Source organism: Stutzerimonas stutzeri (assembly GCF_002890915.1).
Lineage (GTDB): Bacteria > Pseudomonadota > Gammaproteobacteria > Pseudomonadales > Pseudomonadaceae > Stutzerimonas > Stutzerimonas stutzeri_AF.
The window spans coordinates 337,937-359,198 of record NZ_POUT01000003.1 but is presented as its reverse complement, the minus strand read 5'-3'; the positions used below and the strand labels follow the sequence as shown (position 1 = coordinate 359,198).

Below are 21,262 nucleotides of genomic sequence, written 5' to 3'. Positions count from 1 at the left end.
ATGTCCTGCATCATCTTCTACGAGAAGCCCGGTTGCGCCACCAACCGCCTGCAGAAGGAGCTGCTGCGTTCGGCGGGCATCGAGCTGGAAGTGCGCGACCTGCTGCGCGAGGCCTGGACGCCGGAGCGCCTGCGACCGTTCTTCGGCGCTTTGCCGGTGACCGAGTGGTTCAACCCCTCGGCACCGGCGATCAAGTACGGCGAGCTGGACCCCACGGGGCTGAGCGCCGAACAGGCGCTGAAGCTGATGATCGCCCAGCCGCTGTTGATCCGCCGCCCGCTGATCCGCTGCGGCATGCACTACATGGTCGACTTCGACCTGGTCGGCATAAACGCCTGGCTGCCGTGCAAGGGCCGGCTGCCGGCGCTGGCGCCGAACATCAGCGGTTGTTCGCTGGGCACCAGCTCGGCGCTCGGTTGCCGCCCCGCCGCGAGCACGCCGCAATGAGCCGGGCCGCGCTTTGCCTTGAGGTCGCGGTCGACGACAACCCGGCCTGGCTGGCGCAGATCATCCGCGCCCAGCGCGAAGGCCGCAGCTGCCTGCCGCAGCACCTCGGGCTCGACGCGGCGCAGTACGCCGAGCTCCTGGCACGCCATGGGCTGCGACCACCATCCCGTAGCGCCGACGAGGCCTTGCTCGGCGAACGCGACGCCCTGCGCGAAGAGTTGCTGGCGCTGCGCCGGGAAGAATGGCAGGCGCTGCACGACCTGCTGCTGGACGGCCAGGACGACCACGGCGAACCGGCGATGGCCGCCATCGTCGCCGCCGCCTGCCTCGGTGGCGAACACCTGTGGCGCGACCTCGGCCTGGCCTCACGGGCGCAGCTGTACGCGCTGCTGATGCACAACTTCCCGCAGCTGGCCCGGCGCAACACCCAGGACATGCGCTGGAAGAAATTCCTCTACAAACAACTATGCGAACAGGACGGCGGCTACGTCTGCCGCTCCCCTTCTTGTGAAACCTGCCCGACCTATCACGATTGTTTTGGAGAAGAGCAATGAGCGACTACCAACGCATCAGCGTCGAGCAGGCCCAGCGGCTGCTGGCGACCGAAAACACCATGCTGCTGGACATGCGCGATGCCCGCGCCTACTGCCAGGGCCACGACCCGCGCGCCACCCGCCTCAGCGAGCTGAACCTGCGCACGCTGCTCAAGAGCACGCCGAATCATGTCCACCTGATCATCTGTTGCGAACGCGGCCATGCCAGCCGCGACATGGCACAGCTGTTCAGCGACTTCGGCTTCATCAACTGCTACAGCCTGGACGGCGGCTACGAGGCCTGGAAGGCTCGCCCGCAACGGGCCCATGCCACCCCCGGCGCCTACAGCGCCCGCTACGCGCTGGCGATGGAGTGAACGCATGCACGTTCTCGATACCGAAGCACGCATCCGCCAGCAACTCGCCGAGCATCCGGTGCTGCTGTACATGAAGGGCACGCCGGAAGCGCCGGAGTGCGGTTTCTCCCGCGCCGCGGTGGCGGCACTGAAGAACAGCGGCCGGCCGTTCGCCACGGTCAACGTGCTGCTGGCACCGCATATCCGCGAGAAGCTGCCGAAGATCTCGCAATGGCCGACCTACCCACAGCTGTTCCTGCGGGGCGAGCTGGTCGGCGGCTGCGACATCATCCTCGGCCTGGAAGCCGACGGCAGCCTGGTGGCGCAACTCGATGCCGCCCTCGCGGCGGAAAGCTAGGCCGGGGCGAGCGCAGGCTGAGCGTGCCGCGGCGAAGATGATCGCCGGGGCGTGAAAAGACCGATGGCATGACGAATTCGTGGCCTGATCCCGCGCTCGTCGGGCTTCGCTGCGCTCAACCCGACCTACGGCCTGAGTAGGTTGGGTTGAGGAGCATAGCGACGAAGCCCAACATGACACGCCGAACTCAAAGCCAGCCCAACCTACCGCCCCACCTGCAGCGCCAGCCCCACCAGCACCGCGCACTCCACCAGCTCGAGCAGCGCGCCGGCGGTGTCGCCGGTGGTGCCGCCGAGGCGGCGGAGCATGACGCGGCGCGCGAGGAAGAACGTCGCCACGGCCAGCAGCAGGGCAACCAGCCCGGATGCACCGAACGGCAGGCAACCGAGGGCGGCCGCTGCCAGCACGCCGCGCGCCCAGGGCCGCGGCAGATTCGCCGCCAGCGCCTGACCGAGGCCACTGGGCCGCACGTAAGCCGTGGTGAGGAACAGCGCCAGCAGCGCCGCGCGTCCCAGCACGGGCGCCAGCAGCAGGGCTGCGTATTGCTGGGCCTGCAGCAATGCCAGCAACGCGGCGAACTTGAGCAACAGCACCAGTACCAGCACCACCACGGCGACCGGACCGCTGCGCGGGTCCTTCATGATCGCCAGGGTGCGCTCGCGGTCGCCGAAACCGCCGAGCCAGGCATCGGCGCTGTCGGCCAGGCCATCGAGGTGCAGGGCGCCGCTCAGGGCCACCCAGAGCGTCAGCAGCAAGGCCGCCTGCAACAGCGGCGGCGCGCCTGCCAGCAGGATGGCGCCGAGCCAGAGCAGCGCGCCCAACAAAGCCCCGACCAGCGGGTAGCAGAGCAGCGAGCGCCCCTGCTGCCGCGGCGTGGGCAGCGCGGGCAGGCGGATCGGCAGGCTGGTGAGAAACTGCAGGGCGATCAATAGCGGCAGCATGTCGGTTCCCGTTCAGGCGTTGCCGCCGTGCTCGCCATGCGGGCATGGCCGCAAGCGGGCCAGCGGCAGCAGCTCGCCATGCGCCACCGTCACCTCCAGCAACCGCTCGCGCGGCAGGCCCCGTTGCCGTGCCAGCAGCAGGCGCATCACCCCGGCATGGCCGATCAGCAGCAGGCGCTGGCCGACGAAGCGGCGCTGCAGGCGCAGCAGGGCAGTCAGTACCCGCCGTTCGAAGTCCGCCAGCGGCTCGCCGCCGGGCGGGGTGCAGCCGTAGGGATCGGCCCAGAAACGCTCCAGCGCCTCGGCGCTGGCCTGCATCAGCTCGGCGGCGCTGCGCCCTTCCCAGTCGCCGAAATGCAGCTCGCGCAGGTCGGCTTCCAGGTACAGCGGCAGTCCGCGGCGCCTGGCCAGTTCCCGGGCGAAGGCGGCGCAACGCTGCAAGGGCGAGCTGATCAGCGCGTCCCAGGGGCCGGCGCCGTCCACCGCCTCGCGCATCTGCTGCCAGCCGCGGGCGGTCAAGGCATCGTCGAGACTGCCACGAAAGCCGCCACCGCGTTCGGTTTCGCCGTGGCGCAGCAGATCGATGCGCGCGCTCATGCCGGCCGGTCCGAAACCGCCGCCTCGGCGAAGGTCGCCATCCCGTCGTGCAGCGCGCAGGCCTGTTGCAGCAGCGGCACCGCCAGCGCCGCGCCGCTGCCCTCGCCCAGGCGCAGGCCGAGGTCGAGCAGCGGTTCGGCGCCCATGTCGTCGAGCACCGCCAGGTGGCCGGGTTCGGCGGAGCGATGGGCGAAGATCAGCCAGGCGCGACACTCGGGGTTCAGGCGTGTCGCGCAGAGCGCGGCGACGCTGCAGATGAAGCCGTCCACCAACGCCGGGACGCCGGCCTGGGCACAGCCGAGATAGGCCCCCGCCAGCGCCGCCACCTCGAAACCGCCGAGGCGGCGCAGGGCTTCCAGCGGCTCGCGGCAGTACGCGCCATGCAGCGCCAGCGCGGCCTGGATCACCTGCAGCTTGCGCTGCAGGCCGGCGGCATCCAGGCCGGTACCCGGGCCAACCAGCAGCAGCGGCGAGCGCGGCAGCAGCACCGCGGCCAGTGCGCTGGCGCAGCTGGTGTTGCCGATGCCCATTTCGCCGCCGATGAACAGCTGCGCGGCAGCAGCCGCCGCCCGTTGCGCGCTGTCGCGGCCGGCCGCCAGCGCCTGGCGCAGCTGTTCTTCGCTCATGGCCGCGGCGCGGGAGAAATTGGCCGTGCCCGGGCCGAGGCGCAGGTGCGTCACGCCGTCCAGCTGCAACGGCTCGACGGTGCCCAGGTCGATCACCTCCAGCGGCGCATCCAGCCGCCGCGCCAACACGCTGAGCGCCGCGCCGCCGCGCACGAAATTGCGCAGCATCTGTCCCGTCACCGCCTGCGGATAGGCCGAGACGCCCTCCTCCACCACGCCATGGTCGCCGGCGAACACCGCGATGCGCACGCGTTCGGCCCGTGGCCGCTCGCAACCCTGCATCGCCGCCAGCTCCAGCGCCAGGCTTTCCAGCCGGCCAAGCGCGCCACGCGGCTTGGTCAGTTGCTCCTGCCGCGCCAGCGCCCGGGCCCGGGCCTGCTCGTCCAGCGGCCGGCACGGCGCATTCCACCACTCGCTCATCACTGCGCTCCTTTCAATATCATCGGCAACCCGGCGACCATGAAGCTCACCCGCTGCGCCCGTTCGGCCACCGCCTGGTGCAGCCAACCGGCTTCGTCGACATAGCGCCGGGTCAGCTCGCCCAGCGGCACCACGCCCAGGCCGGTTTCGTTGCTGACCAGGATGATCCGCCCCGGCAGTTGGCCGAGGCCTGCCAGCAGCGCGTCGCGCTCGGCGGCCAGCCGCGCCGGATCGTCCAGCAGCAACAGGTTGGTCAGCCACAGGGTCAGGCAGTCGACCAGCAGGCAGCGCCGGGCATCGGCCTGCTCGCGCAACACCCGCGCCAGTTGCAGCGGCTCCTCGACCAGCGACCAGTGCGCGGGGCGACGCTGGCGATGCTGGGCGATACGCGCGGCCATCTCGCCGTCCAGCGCCTGGCTGGTGGCGACATAGGTCACCGCCAGGCCGCTTTCGGCGGCGAGGCGCTCGGCCAGCCGGCTCTTGCCGGAACGCGCGCCGCCGAGGATCAGTTCAAGCATGTCGGTCTCCAATCCTGTTTCGCGGGCATGGGCCCGTCGTCCCCGCCCCTCCTACGAAGGGCGCCCGCAACGCTAGACACCGCAAAGCCTGCGCAACAGCCGGGTATCCAGGCGCGTCTCGGCCAGATCGGCCAGGCGCTCGATATCGCGCTCGCGCAGGGCGTGGTAATCCACCGTCTCGACCTCGCCGAGCCCCGCCCAGCGCAGCAGCGCGGCGCAGGCCGCCGGGCTTTCGAACAGACCGTGCAGGTAAGTGCCGAGCACCTGGCCATCGGCGCTGAGGACGCCGTCGCGGCGGCCATGGTCCAGCTCGACCGCGGCCTGGCGCAGCGCCGGCCCCTCGCTCACCCCGGCATGGATTTCGTAACCGCTGACCTCGGCGCTTTCCAGGCACAGCCGGCCACGCACGTTGCGCAACTGCTTCTCGGCATGCAGCTCGGTGGTGAAATCCAGCAGCCCCAGCCCGTCGCTCGCGCCAGCCGCCCCTTCCAACCCGAGCGGATCGGCGATGCGCTGGCCGAGCATCTGCAACCCGCCACAGATGCCCAGCAGCTTGCCACCGTAGCGCAGATGGCGCCGGATCGCCGCCTCCCACCCATTGGCGCGCAGCCAGGCGAGATCGGCGCGCACGCTCTTGGAGCCGGGCAGGATGATCAGGTCGGCCTCCGGCACTGGCTCGCCGGGGCCGACGAAGCGCAGCGCCACCTGCGGGTGCAGGCGCAGCGGATCGAAGTCGGTGTGGTTGCTGATGCGCGGCAGCACCGGCACCACCACGTTCAGCGTGTGATCGCCCTTGGCCGACTGGCGCACATCGATGGCGTCCTCGGCTTCCAGGTGGAAATCCATCAGGTACGGCAGCACGCCCAGCACCGGCTTGCCGGTACGTCGTTCCAGCCAGTCCAGTCCCGGTTGCAACAGGGCGATATCACCGCGAAAGCGGTTGATGACGAAGCCCCGCACCCGCGCCTGCTCGCTCTCCGAAAGCAGGGCCAGGGTGCCGACCAGATGGGCGAAGACGCCACCCTTGTCGATATCGGCGATGAGGATCACCGGGCAATCCACCGCCTCGGCGAAGCCCATGTTGGCAATATCACCGGCACGCAGGTTGATCTCCGCCGGCGAGCCCGCGCCTTCCACCATCACCACCCGGTAGCGTTCGCTCAGGCGTCGGTGGGATTCGAGCACCGCCTGCATGGCCACGCGCTTGTAGTCGTGATAGGCCACTGCGTCCATGCAGCTCAGGGCGCGGCCATGAACGATCACCTGGGCGCCGGTGTCGCTGTTGGGCTTGAGCAGCACCGGGTTCATGTCGGTGTGTGGCGCCAGCCCGGCGGCCTGGGCCTGCACCGCCTGGGCGCGGCCGATCTCGCCGCCGTCGGCGGTCACCGCGCTGTTGAGTGCCATGTTCTGCGGCTTGAACGGCGCCACCGCCACGCCCTGGCGCGCCAGCCAGCGGCACAACGCGGTCACCAGGGTGCTCTTGCCGGCATCGGAGGTGGTGCCCTGCACCATCAGCGTGGTCATGAATGTTGCTCCCGGTAGCATCGAAGGGCCTGCTCCAGCCGGGCCCAGCCCGCCTCCTCGCCCGGCAGGCCGAAGCGCAGGCCGAAAGGCATGAACAAGCGCGTGAGAATACCGCTGTACGCCAGGTGCTCGTACAGCGGTTCGGCGACCACGTCGAACACCGTCTGGAACAGCGCACAGCCGCCAACCGGCGGCAAGCCGTACGCCGCCAGCAGCGCCGCGAGCCGCGCGCCATCGGCGTTCAACCGGCGGCGCTGGCGCTGCTGGCCTTCGTCATCGGCGAGCAGGGTGCTGCCCAGCCAGCGCGCCGGACCGCCGATCGCCCAGGGCCCGAGCAGCTCCTCGAGCACGCGCAGCAACTCGGCATGCGCCAGCGCGAAGCCCAGCCGCGCACCGGCCAGGCCGAAGAACTTGCCGAACGAGCGCAGCACGACGAGCCCCGGCAGATGGCTGTGCGCGGCCAGGCTGTGCTGCGGCGTGCAGTCCATGAACGCCTCGTCGACCAGCAGCCAGCCACCGGAAGCAGCCAGCCGGGCATGCCACTGCAGCAGTTGCTCGGCGGCGATCAGCCGGCCGGTGGGGTTGTTCGGATTGACCACCACCAGCACGTCGAGCCGATCCAGCGCACCCGGCACGCTGGCTTCGCAAAGCTCGACCAGCCGATGGCCCGCGCGCCGCCAGGCCTCGGCGTGTTCGGCATAGCAGGGCGAGACGACACCGACCCGCGCCTGCCGGCGCAAGCGCGGCAGCGCCTGGATCGCCGCCTGCGAACCGGCCAACGGCAGCAGCGAGCGGGCACCGTAATAGCGCTGCGCCGCGGCTTCCAGCCCGTCGCCGGGTTCCGGCAGGCGCCCCCAGGCGCTGGCGGGAATGCTCGGCAGCGACCAGCCATAGGGGGCGATGCCGGTGGACAGGTCGAGCCAGTCCGCCAGCGGGATGTCGTAGCGCTGCGCCGCCGTACGCAGCCTTCCACCATGCTCAAGCATGCAGCCAGCCTCCGAGCAGCAGCACCAGCAGCCAGACGCCGACGCCGGCCCAGACCAGATCCAGCGCGCGCTCGATATCCCGCGCCCGTGGCGGCTCGCCCTCGCCCAGCGGCGGCCGCGCATGCGGCTCGCCGTGATAGATCGCCGGCCCGCCCAGCACCACGCCCAGCGCACCGGCACCAGCGGCCATCACCGGCCCGGCGTTGGGGCTGTCCCACAGCGGCGCCTGCCTGCGCCAGCAATACAGGGCCTGGCGGGTCCGCCCGAGCAGCGCATAGGTCAGCGCCACCAGCCGCGCCGGAACATAGTTGAGCGCATCGTCGATCCGCGCCGCGGCCCAGCCGAAGCGCTCGAAACGCGCATTGCGGTAGCCCCACATGGCATCCAGGGTGTTGCTCAGGCGATAGAGCACGACACCCGGCGCACCGGCGACGGCGAACCAGAACAGCGCGGCGAACACCGCATCGCTGCCATTCTCCAGCACCGACTCGGTGGCGGCGCGGGCCACGCCCGTTTCGTCCAGCGCCGAGGTCTCGCGACTGACGATACGGCCGACCCGCCGCCGCGCCTCGGGCAGGTCGCCCAACCACAACGCCCGCGCCACCGGTAGCGCATGTTCGCCCAGGCTGCGCAGCCCCAGCGCCAGGTACAGCAAGCCGATGTCCACCAGCCAGCCGACACCCGGTAGCAGGCCGAGCAGCCAGGCCAGCGCGGTCGGCGGCAGCACCGCCAGGCACCAGGCCGTCACGCCGTGGCTGCGCCAGCCGCGCGCGTCGGGTCCATTGAAATGCCGCTCCAGGCGATCGGCCAGCCGCCCGAAGGCGACCAGCGGATGCGCACGCCTCGGCTCGCCGAGCAGCGCATCCAGGCCGACGCCGGCCAGGCAGCTCAGCGCCAGGCTCATGGCCGCCGCCCCCACTGGTCTTCATACAGCAGCTCGGCCAGCGACCGCCCGCGGGTCCAGCCTTCCAGTTCGAGCATCGGCGCCGGATAGAAGTCGTGCACCGGCCCGAGGCAGAGAACCGCCACCGGCTTGGCGCCAGCCGGCATGCCCAGCAGCGTGGCCAGCGCCTGCGGTTCGAACAGCGACACCCAGCCCATGCCCAGCCCTTCGGCGCGGGCGGCGAGCCAGAGGTTCTGGATGGCGCAGGCCAGCGACGCCAGGTCCATTTCCGGCAGGGTACGGCGGCCAAACAGGTGCGCCTCTCGGCCCTCCATCAGCGCGGCGACCAGCAGTTCGGCGCATTCGCCGATGCCCTCGACCTTGAGCCGCATGAATTCGGCGGAGCGCTCGCCCAGGGCCTCGGCGGTACGCCGGCGCTCCTCCTCGACCAGCGCCCCGATGCGCGCGCGCAGGTCCCTGGCCGTGATGCGAATGAAGCGCCAGGGCTGCATCAGACCGACGCTGGGCGCCTGGTGCGCGGCCTCCAGCAGCCGCGCCAGCAACTCCGGCGCCACCTCGCCGCCAGCGAAGTGGCGCATGTCGCGACGCTCGCCGATGGCGCGGTAGAGCGCCGCGCGCTCCTCGGGGGTGAAGGCGTGCGCGGTCATGGCCGTAGCAGTGCCGCGGCTGCCGCCGGATCGGACGGCAGGTAGAAATGAATATAGGAAGCCGTCATTCGCCCCTGCCGGTAGACCGCCTCGGCGGTGCGCTTGTAGTTCGGGCACTGCCCGCGCGCCAGCGGTTCGAGCGGCGACGCCAGCGACGAATGATGGAAGGTGTGCCCACGCAGGTGCCCTTCCGGCAATGCCACCTCCTGCAGCGCCAGGGCGGTCAGGCGGTTCTGCATCCGCGCCTTGCCGGGCAGCAGGCCGAGCATCGCACCATGCTCGCCCGCCTTATCGACGAGGCCGTCGAGCAGGTAGAGCATGCCGCCGCATTCGGCGAGGATCGGCTTGCCGGCGGCATGATGGGCACGGATCGCCTCGGCCATCGGGCGGTTCCGGCCCAACGCGCGCAGATGGAGTTCGGGATAGCCGCCGGGCAGGTAGAGGCTGTCCACGGCCGGCAAGCGGGCGAAACGCAACGGCGAGAAGAACAGCAGTTCGGCCCCCAGCGCCCGCAGCAGGTCGAGATTGGCCTGGTACAGGAAGGCGAAGGCGGCATCGCGTGCCACGCCGATGCGTACGCCCTGCAACAGCGGTTCGAGCACGTGTGGCGCCGGCGCGGCGAAGCTCATCGCCGGCGGCAACGTCACATCGGCGCTGGTCGCCAGGGCATCGGCCGCGGCATCCAGGCGGGCGTCCAGGTCAGCCAGTTCCCCGGCCGGCACCAGCCCCAGGTGCCGGCTCGGCAGTTCGATCCCGGCGCTGTGCGGCAAGGCACCGTACCAGCGGATCGTCTCCGGCAGGCTGTCGCGCAGGATCTGCCCGTGCCGCTCGCTGCCGACCCGGTTGGCCAGCACTCCGGCGAACGGCAGGTCCGGCTGGAAGCTCGCCAGGCCGTGGGCCAGGGCGCCGAAGGTCTGCGCCATGGCCGCGCCGTCGATCACCGCCAGCACAGGCACGCCGAAGCGCCGCGCCAAGTCGGCGGCGCTGGGATTGCCGTCGAACAACCCCATCACGCCTTCGATCAGGATCAGATCGGCTTCGCCGGCGGCCTGCCAGAGCAATCGGCGCGACTCCACCTCGCCGACCATCCACAGGTCGAGCTGGTAGACCGGCTGGCCGCTGGCGCGGGCGAGGATGGTCGGGTCGAGGAAGTCCGGGCCGCACTTGAATACCCGCACCCGCTTGCCCTGGCGCGCATGCAGCCGGGCCAGGGCGGCGGTGACGGTGGTCTTGCCCTGCCCCGAGGCCGGCGCGGCGATCAGCAATGCCGGGCAGCTTCGGCTATTCATCGCAGCCTCTCATCATCGTAGGGTGGATGACGCTCTACCCATCCACCGACAACTCCGGTGGTGGATGAAAAAGGCGTCATCCACCCTACACAATCCTCGAGCGCCGGCATCAGAATTCCACGCCCTTCTGCGCCTTCACGCCGGCCTTGAACGCGTGCTTGACCAGGCCCATCTCGGTGACGGTATCCGCCGCCTCGATCAGCCCGGGCGGTGCGCCGCGGCCGGTGACCACCACATGCTGCGGCAGCGGCCGCGCCTCGATATCGGCGAGCACCGGCTCCAGCTCCAGGTAGCCGTGCTTGAGGGCGATGTTCAGCTCGTCCAGCACCACCAGGCCGATACTGTCGTCGGCCAGCAGTTCGCGAGCCACCCCCCAGGCCGCGCGGGCCTTGGCGATGTCGCGCTGGCGGTCCTGGGTCTCCCAGGTGAAACCTTCGCCCATGACGTGGAAACGCACCTCCTCGGGGAAGCGCCGGAAGAATGCCTCCTCGCCCGTGCTGGCCGCTCCCTTGATGAACTGCACCACGCCAACCTTGATGCCATGGCCCAGCGCGCGGGCGACCATGCCGAAGGCCGAGCTGCTCTTGCCCTTGCCGTTGCCGGTGTGCACCAGCAGCAGGCCGTATTCGTCCTGGGCCTCGGCGATCTTCGCGTCGACCACCGCCTTCTTGCGCTGCATGCGCGCCTTGTGTCGTGCGTCGCGCGCGTCCATCAGTGCACCCGCCGCGGCTGGCCCAGGCGCAACGCCGAGACGATACCGAGGTGCAGCACCAGCGCCGTGCCGACGTAGAACGCCAGGTTGCCCAGGTGACGCGGCAGATACTGGGCGATGCGCGGCAGGAAGCCGGCCAGGGTCGGCTCCGGATAGCGGCCGGAGAAGAAGTAGAAGGCCCCGCCGGAGATCAGGTAGGCGGCGAAGCCCGCGACCAGCAGCGTCGACGCGAGCACGGCCAGGCTGCGCAGATCGTCGCGCTGCCAACCGGCGAACAGCCGCCCGGCCAGCCACAGGCTGCCGTAGGCTGGCAGCAGCGCCCAGTAGGCCGGCGACAGGCACCAGTCGCTGATGCTGCCGCTGGCCAGGGAGCCGAAGTCCAGCGCCGAGGCCTCGGCGAACAGCAGCGCGAACGCCCAGCGCGGACGCAGGTAGAAGCCGGCGAGGAAGAAGATCGACCAGCTGGCGCTGGGCAGGTTCTCGACGCTGGCGAAGTGCTGGCCGCGGGTCATGGCCATCAGCAGGATCAGCGCGACGCCGATTGCCGACTGGGCGCGCATGGACAGGACGTGCATGATGAAACTCCTCGGATGGGTTGCCGGTTACAGGGCCTGGTAGCGCACGGTGAAATACAGTGCGCGGCCAGGCTGTTCGTAGGTCTGGGTGGTTTCGTATTCGCGGTCGAACAGGTTCGCCAGCCTGGCCTGCAGGCGCCAGGCCTCGTCGAGGCGGTACTCGCCGCGCAGGTCCAGCAGGGCATAGCCGGGCATGCGGGTGTCGGGGGCATTGCTGGCCTTGTCGAAGCGCTCGCTCGCGGCGTACAACGAGGCGCCCAGGCCGACGGCGCCGAACTGGCGATCCAGGTCCAGGTTGAACTGGCGCTTGGCGCGGCGTTGCAGCAGGTGGCCGTGGTTGGCCTTGCTGCGGTCCTGCGGGTCCATGAAAGTCAGGTTGGCGGCCAGGTCCCAGCCGGCCAGCACGGTGGCGACGCGGGTCTCGATGCCGCGGATGCGCGCCACGTCGACGTTCTCCGGACGCATGGGGCTGCTGCCCGCCCAGACGATCAGGTCCTCGATCCGGTTCTCGTAGGCGTTGACGCTCCACTCGCCCCAGCCGTGGCTGCCGCGAATGCCCAGCTCGTAGCTTTCCGACTCCTCCGGTTTGACCTCCGGATTGCCGGCGGTATAGGCGCTGGCCGGGTAGTACAGGTCGTTGAAGGTCGGCGCGCGGTAGGCGGTGCCGTAGGCGGCGGTCAGCGTCAGCGCCTCGCTCAGCTCGAAGCTGTAGCCGAGGCTGCCGGTATCGTGCGAGCCGAAGAACTCGTCCTTGTCGCGGCGCAGGCCGGCCTGCACGCCGTGGCGGCCGAAGGCGGCCTGGTACTGGATGAAGTAGCCACGGTTGTAGCGGCTGTCCTCGACATAGCTGTCGCTGCTGTCGATGCGGTCCTGCTGGTAGTCCATGCCGAGCGTCAGCAGCTGCGCCTCGCAGACATGGAAGTCGTTCTGCCAGCTGGCGCTGTCGCGGCGGGTGTCGAAGCGCGAGTAGAAGCGGCGGTCCTGGAAGTTGTCGCCCAGGTCCTCGCTGTGCCCCGCCTGCAGAGTGACGTCCCAGGAAGCCAGCGGCGCGAAGCGCGCGCGACCGCTGAGCGCCTGCAGCGAGCCGTCGCTGTAGGCGTGGCGGCCGCTGGCGCCGCTGCTGGAGCGGCTGTCGAAGTCGCTGTGGTTCTCGCTCTGCAGCCAGCTGCCGTCGAGTTCCAGGCCGTTGTCGAAGCGATAGCCGGTGCGCAGCTGGGCCGACAGCTCGCGGTAACCGTCGGCGTCCGGCTCGAAGGCCCCGGGCGCACTGCTGCGGTAGGCACGGGCATTGATGCCGTCGGTGGACTCACTGGCCACGCCGAGGTTGAACCAGCCGTTGCCCTGGCCACCCGCCACGCCGGCCGAGCCGCTGTAGCTCGAGCGCGAGCCGGCACCCGCCGAGAAATAGGGCTTGAAGCCGTCGCCGCCGCCGCGACGGGTGAAGATCTGGATCACCCCGCCCATGGCCTCCGAACCGTACAGGCTGGAACGCGGCCCGCGGACGACCTCGATACGCTCGATCTGCTCGACCGGGATGCTCTGCAGCGCGGCGCTGCCGGAGGTGGCCGAACCGACCCGGATGCCATCGATCAGCACCAGCACATGCTTGTCGCTGGTGCCGCGGATGGACACCGAGGTGCTCTTGCCGCGCCCGCCGTTGCTGGTGACGCTGACCCCGGCCAGGCGTTGCAGCAGTTCCGGCACGCTGCCGGCCTGCTGGCGCTCGATGTCGTCACGCGTGATCAGGCTGCTGGAGGCGATGGATACCGGCGACGTGCCGGTACGGCTGGCGGTGATCAGCTGCTGGCCCAGCAGCAGGGCGCCCTCGTGGGCCAGGACACAGGAAGGCAGGCCCAGCAGCACTGCAGCCAGGGAAAGGGACTTGCGCATTGGTTCGAGATTCTCCGTCGTGCCCACCCGCACGACACAAGGTCGCTGAAGACAGACGGAAGAACCCGGAAAGAGAGAGTACCCGCAAGATACCCGCCCGCTCAGCGCCCGCCGCACTGTCAGTGAAATGCGACAGGCCGGTCTCCGGGCTTGCGAGCGGATGCCGCGGCATCCCGAAACCACGCCTTCCCATGCTTGAGCACAGTGGCCGTTGCGGTTTCTCGACTCGCCTACCGTTGCGGGGGCAGCGCCGGAATCGTCGTTGCGACTGGACCGGCTTCCCTGTTTCACCCTGGCATTGAGCCAGTGGCACCTGAGGCGACGCGGAGGTTAGTCCATGGCCAGGGCACGGTGCAACCGTGGGGTTGTCGCAGCGCTTGCGTTTCTTGCCCGCAGGTGGCGGCAATAGCCCGGAACGGCGGACGCCGACAGGCTTCGAATGCAACAATGCCCCGATCAGCCAGGACCAACGTAGCCGCCCATGACCAGCATCCTGCAGATTTCCGACACCCATTTCGGCACCGAACAACCGCCCGTGGTCCAGGCGCTGGAGGCTCACGTGCGCGAGCACGGCGCCGATCTGCTGATCTTCTCCGGCGACATCACCCAGCGTGCCCGCCGTGGCCAGTTCGCCGCGGCGCGGGCGTTCGTCGAGCGCCTGCGCGGCCATGGCATCGGCGAAACCCTGGTGATTCCCGGCAACCACGACATCCCGCTATACAACCTCTTCGCCCGCTTCCTCACGCCCTACGGCAACTACCGCCGGCACTTCGGCGAGGAGCTGGAACCGGTCTTCGAGAATGAACAGATGCTGGTGATCGGCCTCAACACGACCCACCCCCGGCGCCACAAGGACGGCCGGGTGACGGCCGAACAGGTCGAGGCCGTGGCGCAGCGGCTGGCGCGCACGGACGGCGACAAGGTGCGCATCGTGGTCGCCCACCAGCCCTTCGGCGCCATGCTGCAGAGCGACCTGAGCAACCTGCAGCACGGCGCCGAAGCCGCCCTCCGGCGCTGGGCCGAACTCGGCCTGGACCTGGTGATGGGGGGGCACATCCACCTGCCCTACGTACTGCCGCTGTCCGGGCAGTATCAGGGGCTGGCGCGCGAGATCTGGATGGTGCAGGCCGGCACCACGCTGTCCTCGCGGCTGCGGGGCACTTCGCCGAACTCCTTCAACCGGCTGAAACTCACGCCCGGCGCGCAGAAGAAGGTCTGTGTCGAGCGCTGGGACATGCTCGACGGCCATTTCGCGCTCGGTTCGCACTTCAACCTGGGCTGGCCGTGAACGGCCGCCCCGCCACCCGGCGCCTCGGGAGCAGCCGGGACGGGCGGCACCTCAAGCCGCGCCGGACATGAGCAAGCCGACCAGGTAGACGCCGGCGAAACCGATGTTGAAGGCCACGAACAGGTAGAGCGCATATTTGAGATAGCTGCCGAATGTCAGCCCCTGCACCTTGCTCATGGCGACGATCCCCGCCGCCGAGCCGATCACCAGCAGCGAGCCGCCCACGCCGACCGCGTAGGTCAGCACCATCCACTCGGCCACCCCCATCTGCAGGCCGGACTTGAGCAGCGCGGCGGTCAGCGGCACGTTGTCGATGGCCGCCGAAAGCACGCCCATCAGGTAGTTGGCCATGATCGGCGGCACTTGGTCGTAGATGCGCACCAGTCCGTCGAGCACGTGGATTTCCTTGAGCATGCCCACCAGCAGCAGGATGCCGAGGAAGAAGAACAGGGTCTCGAATTCCACCTGGCGAACGTACTCGAGGATCGGATCGGTGTCGTTGTCGTCGCTGAAGAAGCGCGCCACCAGGAACATGATCGACAGGCCGGCAAGGAAGGTCAGCACCGGCGGAATCTGGAAGAAGAAGTTGCCGGCGATGGTGAACAGAATGGTGCTGAGGAAGATCAGCGCGATCGCGACATCGACGCCGCGCACGTCCTTGCGGTGGGCCTGCACCCGCACCTCGCCGCTCATGCCGATGGAGAGGATCGCCGCCAGCACCATGACGGCGAGGAAGGCAGGCAGCGCCAGGGCCAGCAGCTGCAGGATCTGCACTTTGCCGGCGAGGAAGATCATCAGTGTGGTGACGTCACCGGTGATCAGCGCGACACCGCCGGAGTTCACCGCAAATACCACCAGGGTGGCGAACTTGATGGTCTTGGCGCGCTCCAGTTGCAGCGACAGGATCAGCGTGATCGATACCAGCGTCGCGGTGATGTTGTCCGCCAGCGAGGAGAACACGAAGCAGAACGCCGCGGTCAGGAACAGCAGCGCCCGCTCGCTGATCCGCTGCGGCAGCACCAGGTAGATCAGGTTCTCGATCATGCCTTTCTTGTTCAGATAGGCGACGAAGGTCATCGCGGCGACGAGGAAGATCCACAGCCCGGCGATCTCGGCGATGTTCTCGTTGAGGCTGGTGAGCACCAGATCCCGCTCCTCGCCCACGGGCGAGAAGATGAACAGCAGCAGCCAGGCCAGCGTACCGAAGAACAAGGTCACCTTGGCCTTGTTGACGTGGGTTATTTCTTCAAGCACCACACCCAGTAGCGCAGCCACGGCGAGTGCAATGAGCACGAGCGGAAGTATTTCAGGCATAAATCACCCAAAGCGAAGGTTAGGAAATCTGGCGTGTGCGCGGGACCGCGCACGTGAGGAAGTGAGGGCGCCGATCTTAACCAAAGCCTCAGGATTGAGGAATCGCGACGTGTCAAATTCATACCATTGCAGGATGTGTATGCATCCGGAAGGCTCAGTTGCTGGCGAAACGCGACTCGTCGAGCAGGCGCTTGGCGCCGAGGTAGTTCTTCTGCCAGTAGTTGTTCGCCAAGCTGTCCAGCCGCACGGTGCCGCCGCTCGACGGCGCATGGACGAAGCGCCCCTCGCCAACGTAGATCCCGGCATGGCTGACGCGGCGCCCGCCGCTGGTGGCGAAGAACAGCAGGTCACCGGCACGCAGGGCTTCGCGGCCGACGTCGGTGCCGCGCATCCGGCTCATCTCGGTCGTGGTACGCGGCAGGTTCATGCCAGCGGCACCGCGGTAGACGTAGCCGATCAGGCCGCTGCAATCGAAGCCACTGTCCGGCGTATTACCGCCGTAGCGATAGGGCGTGCCGACCAGGCCCAGGGCACTGAAGAGAACGTCTTCGGCCGCACCGGCAGCCGGCGGTTCGACCGGCGCGATGACCGGCGGTTGCGGTGCGGGGCCGGTGCAGGCGCTGAGCAGAGCGATCAGCAGGATGATCGAGAGACGAGCCGGAAAAGGCATGGCAGAGCGGTCCTGGCGGTCGAGCCATCACTCTGCCGGCAGGCACGCGAAGACGCAAGCCCGCGGCGTCAGCGAATATGACCGGGAATCAGCGATGCACCGTGCTCGGCGCCAACGGCGGGGCCAGCGCCAGCACGCGCTTGGCTTCCAGGTAGCTGGCCCGCCAGTACTTGTCGTCCAGGCTATCGACCCGCACTCCGCCGCTGCGGCTGCTGGATGCGTGAATGAAGCGATCGTCGCCGATATAGATGCCGGCATGGCTGACCCGGCCACGGCCGCGGTTGTTGAAGAACACCACATCCCCGGGCGCGAGTTCGCCGCGCTCGATCACGGGCGCATCGAGGTTGATCAGCTCGCGGGTGGAGCGTGGCAGTTCGAGGCCCGCCTCCTTGCGGAACAGGAAGCCGACGAAGCCGCTGCAATCGAAACCGGTCTTCGTCGAATTGCCGCCATAGCGGTATGGCGTGCCGACCAGGGTGAAACCCCGCTCGAGAATGCTGTCGGCCAGGTGCGGCAACTGGTAGTCGTGCTCGTCGGTGAGCGCGTCCAGCGAGTCTTCGCTCGCCTTGCCAAGGGCAGCGAAATCGAATTCGGCCAGGGGATGATGCTGTGCCAGACGAGGCGATACGAACTGCCGTTCGGTCTGGACGGGCTGGCCGGCACAAGCGGTCAGCAGGGCAATCAGTGCGAGGGGCACGAGGGGTGCGAAGCGTTGGCGCATGGGCACGACCGTGTCGGTGATTTCAAAGTGCCGGCGACTATGCCTGCTCTCGCGCCGATGATCAAATTCAATCGGACGAAATGTGACGAATCGACTGCGGCAAAACGTCTGGCCCAGCCACCTCAGCCCGACGGCCCTTGCATGAGCCCCGGCGGCCTGCCCGGCTGGTTCGTTCAATTGGTCGTGGATTCGGCTGGCACAGCGGCAACGGCCGCTAGCGTTGCGCCTGCCACAGGATCAGATAGCCCAGTGCCGCCAGCGTCCAGCCCGGCAGCGGCCCGAGCAGCCAGCGCCAGAGCCAGAATTGCGGAACGAAGCCGAGGCCGTGCACGAAGCCCGCGGAGATGCCCCACATCACCAGCATCAGCAACGGATGGCTGTAGCCACCCTGGCTGTCGAGCATCGCCGCCGGATGGATCAGCAGCAGCAACGCCAGCGGCGCGACCAGCAGCAGCGACAGTGCGCGGCTGGCCGGCCGGTAGAGCCAGTCAGCGGCCATGCCGATCCCGGCCCGGCTCCGCATCCAGATCCTGCGTGGCTTCGAGCCACAGCGCGTTGATGATGCCGAAGCTGCAGGCGAGCAGCACACCGAGAATCCAGGTGAAGTACCACATAGTCGTTTCTCCTTGGCGAGGCGGGCCAGGACGGCCCGCCTGCGCGATCAGTACAGCCCGTGGGGGTTGGCCTCGATGCTCTTGTCGTTCAGCCGGCCCCACATGCGCACGTAGCTCCACAGCGTGTAGCAGAGGATCAGCGGCACGAAGATGCAGGCCACGACGAACATGATGCCCAGGGTCTTGCGGCTGGATACCGCATCCCACAGGGTCAGGCTCGATGCCGGGTCCAGGCTCGACGGGAAGACGAAGGGAAACAGCGCGAAGCCCGCGGTGCAGATGCTGCCGACGATCATCAGGCTGGTGCCGAGGAAACTCGCGGCGCCGCTGTTGCGGCTGGCGCCGAGCAGGGCCAGCAGCGCGCCGGCGATGGCGATGACCGGCGCAACCAGGGTGAGCGGATACAGGCGGTAGTTGGCCAGCCAGCCGGCATTGTCCTGTGCCACCTGCTTGTGCAGCAGCGGATTGAGCGCCGCCCCCGGGTCGGTGACCGACAGCTGGCTGAAGCCCTGGATGCCCAGCGCCAGCCACAGCCCGGCCGCCACGAAGCCCAGCAGGAACACCAGCGCGCACAACCGGGTCGCCTGCCGCGAGCGCTCGCCCAGCGCGCCGTCGGTTCGCATCATCAGCCAGGCACCACCGTGGGCGCTGAGCATGCTCAGGCTGACGATGCCGCACAGCAGCGCGAAGGGGTTGAGCAGCGCGAAGAAGGAGCCGTGGTAGGTGGAGCGCATCAGCTCGTCGAGCTGGAACGGCAGGCCGAGGAACAGGTTGCCGAAGGCCACGCCGAACACCAGCGCCGGCACCGCGCCACCGACGAACAGCGCCCAGTCCCAGGCGTTGCGCCAGCGCGGGTCCGCCACCTTGCTGCGGTAGTCGAAGCCCACCGGGCGGCAGAACAGTGCGAACAGCACCAGCAGCATCGCCCAGTACAACCCGGAGAAGGCCACCGCGTAGACCATCGGCCAGGCAGCGAACAGTGCACCACCGGCGGTGATGAACCATACCTGGTTGCCATCCCAGTGCGGCGCGATGGTGTTGATCGCCACCCGCCGCTCGTTGTCGGTCTTGCCGACGAAGGGCATCAGCGCCATGGCGCCCATGTCGAAGCCATCGGTCAGGGCGAAGCCGATCAGCAATACACCGATCAGCACCCACCAGATCAGCTTGAGTACCTCGTAATCGAACATGGTGATTTCCTCAGGCTTGCGACGGGGCATCGGCCACTGCGACCGCGCCCTGCTCGAAGTGATAACGACCGGTGTGCAGGCTGCTCGGGCCGAGCCGCGCGAAGCGGATCATCAGGAACATTTCCACCACCAGCAGCAGGCTGTAGAAGCCCACCAGGGCGATCAGCGACCCCCAGATGTCACCCGCGGCGAGCGTCGAGGTGGACAGATGGGTCGGCAACACTTCGGCGATCGACCAGGGCTGGCGGCCGTGCTCGGCGACGTACCAGCCGGTCTGCGCGGCGATCCACGGCAGCGGCAGGCTGAACAGCGCGAACTTCAGCAGCCAGGGCTTGTTCTCGGCATTGCGCTTGATCGAGGCCCAGCTCGCCAGGGCGAACAGCAGCAGCATGAGGAAGCCCGCGGCGACCATGGCGCGGAAGGTCCAGAACAGGCTGGGTACGTCGGGGATGGTATCCAGCGCAGCCTGCTTGATCTGCTCCTCGCTGGCGTCCAGTACATCCGCCGTGTACTTCTTGAGCAGCAGCCCGTAGCCCAGGTCCTGCTTGACCTCGTCGAAGGCGGCGATGGCCTCGGGCGACTTGTCGCCGGCGCGCAGTTGCTGCAACCGCTCATAGGCGAGCATGCCATTGCGGATGCGCAGCTCATGCTCGGCGACCAGTTGCTTGATGCCCTTGATCTCCTCGTCCACCGAGCGGGTGGCGATCAGCCCCAGCGCATAGGGGATCTTCACCTCGAAGTCGGTGCGCATCGCCTCCTGGTCGGGCAGGCCGAACAGCGTGAAGCCGGCCGGCGCCGGATGGGTCTCCCACTCGGCCTCGATGGCGGCGAGCTTGACCTTCTGCACCTCGCCGATCTCGTAGCCGGACTCGTCGCCGAGGATGATCACCGAGAGCGTCGAGGCCAGGCCGAACACCGCGGCGATGGCGAACGAGCGGCGGGCGAAGCCCAGATCGCGCTGCTTCAGCAGGTAGTAGCTGGAGATGGCCAGGACGAAGATCGCCCCGGTGACGTAGCCGGCCGACACGGTATGCACGAACTTCACCTGTGCCACCGGGTTGAACAGCAGCGCGGCGAAGTCGACCAGTTCCATGCGCATGGTTTCGAAGTTGAACTCCGAACCCACCGGATACTGCATCCAGCCGTTGGCGATGAGAATCCACAGCGCCGAGAGGTTCGAGCCCAGCGCCACCAGCCAGGTGATGGACAGGTGCTGCACCTTGCTCAAGCGATCCCAGCCGAAGAAGAACAGGCCGATGAAGGTGGACTCGAGGAAGAAGGCCATCAGCCCCTCGATGGCCAGCGGCGCCCCGAAGATGTCACCGACGTAGTGGCTGTAATAGGCCCAGTTGGTACCGAACTGGAACTCCATGGTCAGCCCGGTGGTGACGCCGAGGGCGAAGTTGATGCCGAACAACTTGCCCCAGAATTGGGTCATGTCCTTGTAGACCTGCTTGCCGGTCATGACGTAGACCGACTCCATGATGGCAAGCAGGAAGGACAGCCCCAACGTCAGCGGCACGAACAGAAAGTGATACATCGCCGTCATGGCGAATTGCAGGCGTGATAGATCGACAACGCTTTCCGAGATCATCTCGGCCCTCCCTCGGGGATCGAACCCCGCGAATCAAGCAAATATCCGGCAACCCGCGCCGAACCGTTCTCGGGAATGCTGGGAGCATCGAACCAGATGTTTTTTATGATTATGAGGATCGCGACCTTGACCAGCAGTACCAGCACGACATCCCGTCTGAGCGACGACTTGAACATGCCTACCTCCTCTTGCTCGCCTGCCCGAGCGCTTCCCGCTCCGGCGGCATGCTGCGATTGAAGGCCCCCGTTGGGGCGGGGGCCGGAACCCGGGCATTGCGGCCCGGGCTCAATCGCTCCACCTCGAATCCACCCGTGGAAGCGCTGCTCGGATTCGAGGCCTGCAAAGTGTCCCGCCCACCTCCAGCGGCGACAACTGCGACAGCCTGCCCCACCCCGCCTCCGCTGGCGCTTGCAGCCCTGTCGCTTCGCTTGAAGAGCATAGCTGCTGGCCGAGCCCTGCTGCGAAACACCGGCACGCCCCCTGCAGTCGGGCAGAACATCCCGCCCGGGCCTGTCCTGCTCCGGTTGCGGGGCGAGTGCGGCCATCGC

At 68.5% G+C, this 21,262-nt stretch carries 25 protein-coding genes and 1 riboswitch; of the genes, 5 read left to right on the top strand and 20 right to left on the bottom strand.

The features are described from left to right. From CXK94_RS08845 to grxD, 4 genes are read left to right on the top strand one after another with little or no spacing between them, the layout of a single operon-like run. The gene (locus tag CXK94_RS08845; RefSeq protein ID WP_102894035.1) at positions 1–447 is read left to right on the top strand and encodes an ArsC/Spx/MgsR family protein; all 447 of its coding nucleotides are present in this window, start codon (positions 1–3) and stop codon (positions 445–447) included. Continuing rightward, positions 444–1,001 (top strand): nitrogen fixation protein NifQ, encoded by a 558-nt coding sequence (locus tag CXK94_RS08840; RefSeq protein ID WP_102894034.1) that lies wholly within the window; start codon positions 444–446, stop codon positions 999–1,001. Before CXK94_RS08845 ends, CXK94_RS08840 begins: the two co-directional genes overlap by 4 nt. Further along, positions 998–1,357 carry a thiosulfate sulfurtransferase GlpE gene (locus CXK94_RS08835; RefSeq protein WP_102894033.1) on the top strand — a complete coding sequence of 120 codons (360 nt, stop codon included), beginning with the start codon at positions 998–1,000 and terminating at the stop codon, positions 1,355–1,357. The genes CXK94_RS08840 and CXK94_RS08835 overlap by 4 nt, the downstream gene beginning before the upstream one ends. A gap of 4 nt (positions 1,358–1,361) precedes the next feature. Next, on the top strand, positions 1,362–1,694 hold the full coding sequence (grxD, locus tag CXK94_RS08830; protein ID WP_102894032.1) for a Grx4 family monothiol glutaredoxin: 333 nt from the start codon (positions 1,362–1,364) through the stop codon (positions 1,692–1,694). A 203-nt stretch (positions 1,695–1,897) separates the two neighbouring features. Here grxD and CXK94_RS08825 read toward each other — a convergent pair whose 3' ends face one another. From CXK94_RS08825 to btuB, 12 genes are all read right to left on the bottom strand, one after another. Further along, positions 1,898–2,635 (bottom strand): adenosylcobinamide-GDP ribazoletransferase, encoded by a 738-nt coding sequence (locus tag CXK94_RS08825; protein ID WP_102894031.1) that lies wholly within the window; start codon positions 2,633–2,635, stop codon positions 1,898–1,900. Between the two features lie 12 nt (positions 2,636–2,647). Beyond that, positions 2,648–3,232 carry an alpha-ribazole phosphatase family protein gene (gene cobC / locus CXK94_RS08820; RefSeq protein ID WP_102894030.1) on the bottom strand — a complete coding sequence of 195 codons (585 nt, stop codon included), beginning with the start codon at positions 3,230–3,232 and terminating at the stop codon, positions 2,648–2,650. Beyond that, positions 3,229–4,278, bottom strand: coding sequence for a nicotinate-nucleotide--dimethylbenzimidazole phosphoribosyltransferase (gene cobT / locus CXK94_RS08815; protein ID WP_102894029.1), 1,050 nt, complete (start codon positions 4,276–4,278; stop codon positions 3,229–3,231). Before cobT ends, cobC begins: the two co-directional genes overlap by 4 nt. After that, positions 4,278–4,796 (bottom strand): bifunctional adenosylcobinamide kinase/adenosylcobinamide-phosphate guanylyltransferase, encoded by a 519-nt coding sequence (gene cobU / locus CXK94_RS08810; protein WP_102894028.1) that lies wholly within the window; start codon positions 4,794–4,796, stop codon positions 4,278–4,280. Before cobU ends, cobT begins: the two co-directional genes overlap by 1 nt. A gap of 72 nt (positions 4,797–4,868) precedes the next feature. After that, positions 4,869–6,320, bottom strand: a complete 1,452-nt coding sequence (locus tag CXK94_RS08805) for a cobyric acid synthase (RefSeq protein WP_102894027.1) — start codon at positions 6,318–6,320, stop codon at positions 4,869–4,871. Then, the gene (cobD, locus tag CXK94_RS08800; protein WP_102894026.1) at positions 6,317–7,306 is read right to left on the bottom strand and encodes a threonine-phosphate decarboxylase CobD; all 990 of its coding nucleotides are present in this window, start codon (positions 7,304–7,306) and stop codon (positions 6,317–6,319) included. The genes CXK94_RS08805 and cobD overlap by 4 nt, the downstream gene beginning before the upstream one ends. After that, positions 7,299–8,210 (bottom strand): adenosylcobinamide-phosphate synthase CbiB, encoded by a 912-nt coding sequence (gene cbiB / locus CXK94_RS08795; RefSeq protein ID WP_102894075.1) that lies wholly within the window; start codon positions 8,208–8,210, stop codon positions 7,299–7,301. Before cbiB ends, cobD begins: the two co-directional genes overlap by 8 nt. Further along, complete coding sequence (gene bluB / locus CXK94_RS08790) at positions 8,207–8,857, bottom strand: 5,6-dimethylbenzimidazole synthase (RefSeq protein WP_102894025.1); 651 nt, start codon at positions 8,855–8,857, stop codon at positions 8,207–8,209. Before bluB ends, cbiB begins: the two co-directional genes overlap by 4 nt. Beyond that, positions 8,854–10,146 (bottom strand): cobyrinate a,c-diamide synthase, encoded by a 1,293-nt coding sequence (locus tag CXK94_RS08785; protein ID WP_102894024.1) that lies wholly within the window; start codon positions 10,144–10,146, stop codon positions 8,854–8,856. Before CXK94_RS08785 ends, bluB begins: the two co-directional genes overlap by 4 nt. A gap of 109 nt (positions 10,147–10,255) precedes the next feature. After that, positions 10,256–10,858: a cob(I)yrinic acid a,c-diamide adenosyltransferase gene (gene cobO / locus CXK94_RS08780; RefSeq protein WP_102894023.1), complete on the bottom strand. Its 603-nt coding sequence runs from the start codon at positions 10,856–10,858 to the stop codon at positions 10,256–10,258. Beyond that, positions 10,858–11,433, bottom strand: a complete 576-nt coding sequence (locus tag CXK94_RS08775; RefSeq protein WP_102894022.1) for a hypothetical protein — start codon at positions 11,431–11,433, stop codon at positions 10,858–10,860. Before CXK94_RS08775 ends, cobO begins: the two co-directional genes overlap by 1 nt. A 27-nt stretch (positions 11,434–11,460) precedes the next feature. Further along, the gene (gene btuB / locus CXK94_RS08770) at positions 11,461–13,323 is read right to left on the bottom strand and encodes a TonB-dependent vitamin B12 receptor (protein ID WP_102894021.1); all 1,863 of its coding nucleotides are present in this window, start codon (positions 13,321–13,323) and stop codon (positions 11,461–11,463) included. Positions 13,324–13,441: 118 nt separating this feature from the next. After that, a riboswitch (cobalamin riboswitch) is annotated at positions 13,442–13,655 on the bottom strand. Positions 13,656–13,804: 149 nt separating this feature from the next. Between btuB and CXK94_RS08765 the strand changes: the two genes are divergently transcribed. Beyond that, positions 13,805–14,611, top strand: coding sequence for a metallophosphoesterase family protein (locus tag CXK94_RS08765; RefSeq protein ID WP_102894020.1), 807 nt, complete (start codon positions 13,805–13,807; stop codon positions 14,609–14,611). 51 nt (positions 14,612–14,662) lie between these two features. On the opposite strand, the gene nhaD is transcribed toward CXK94_RS08765, so the two are convergent. From nhaD to cydP, 8 genes are all read right to left on the bottom strand, one after another. Then, on the bottom strand, positions 14,663–15,925 hold the full coding sequence (gene nhaD, locus CXK94_RS08760; protein WP_102894019.1) for a sodium:proton antiporter NhaD: 1,263 nt from the start codon (positions 15,923–15,925) through the stop codon (positions 14,663–14,665). Positions 15,926–16,079: 154 nt separating this feature from the next. Next, positions 16,080–16,595, bottom strand: a complete 516-nt coding sequence (locus CXK94_RS08755; protein WP_102894018.1) for a C40 family peptidase — start codon at positions 16,593–16,595, stop codon at positions 16,080–16,082. An 88-nt stretch (positions 16,596–16,683) separates the two neighbouring features. Further along, positions 16,684–17,316 carry a C40 family peptidase gene (locus CXK94_RS08750; RefSeq protein ID WP_102894017.1) on the bottom strand — a complete coding sequence of 211 codons (633 nt, stop codon included), beginning with the start codon at positions 17,314–17,316 and terminating at the stop codon, positions 16,684–16,686. A 214-nt stretch (positions 17,317–17,530) separates the two neighbouring features. Continuing rightward, on the bottom strand, positions 17,531–17,815 hold the full coding sequence (locus CXK94_RS08745; protein WP_037039680.1) for a cyd operon YbgE family protein: 285 nt from the start codon (positions 17,813–17,815) through the stop codon (positions 17,531–17,533). After that, the gene (gene cydX, locus CXK94_RS08740) at positions 17,805–17,930 is read right to left on the bottom strand and encodes a cytochrome bd-I oxidase subunit CydX (RefSeq protein WP_037039682.1); all 126 of its coding nucleotides are present in this window, start codon (positions 17,928–17,930) and stop codon (positions 17,805–17,807) included. The genes CXK94_RS08745 and cydX overlap by 11 nt, the downstream gene beginning before the upstream one ends. Before the next feature lie 47 nt (positions 17,931–17,977). Continuing rightward, a complete protein-coding gene (gene cydB / locus CXK94_RS08735; protein WP_102894016.1) occupies positions 17,978–19,120 on the bottom strand; it encodes a cytochrome d ubiquinol oxidase subunit II in 1,143 nt (380 codons plus the stop codon). Between the two features lie 10 nt (positions 19,121–19,130). Next, positions 19,131–20,714 carry a cytochrome ubiquinol oxidase subunit I gene (locus tag CXK94_RS08730; RefSeq protein ID WP_102894015.1) on the bottom strand — a complete coding sequence of 528 codons (1,584 nt, stop codon included), beginning with the start codon at positions 20,712–20,714 and terminating at the stop codon, positions 19,131–19,133. Continuing rightward, positions 20,711–20,890: a cytochrome oxidase putative small subunit CydP gene (cydP, locus tag CXK94_RS08725; RefSeq protein WP_037039697.1), complete on the bottom strand. Its 180-nt coding sequence runs from the start codon at positions 20,888–20,890 to the stop codon at positions 20,711–20,713. Before cydP ends, CXK94_RS08730 begins: the two co-directional genes overlap by 4 nt. Positions 20,891–21,262: the final 372 nt, after the last annotated feature.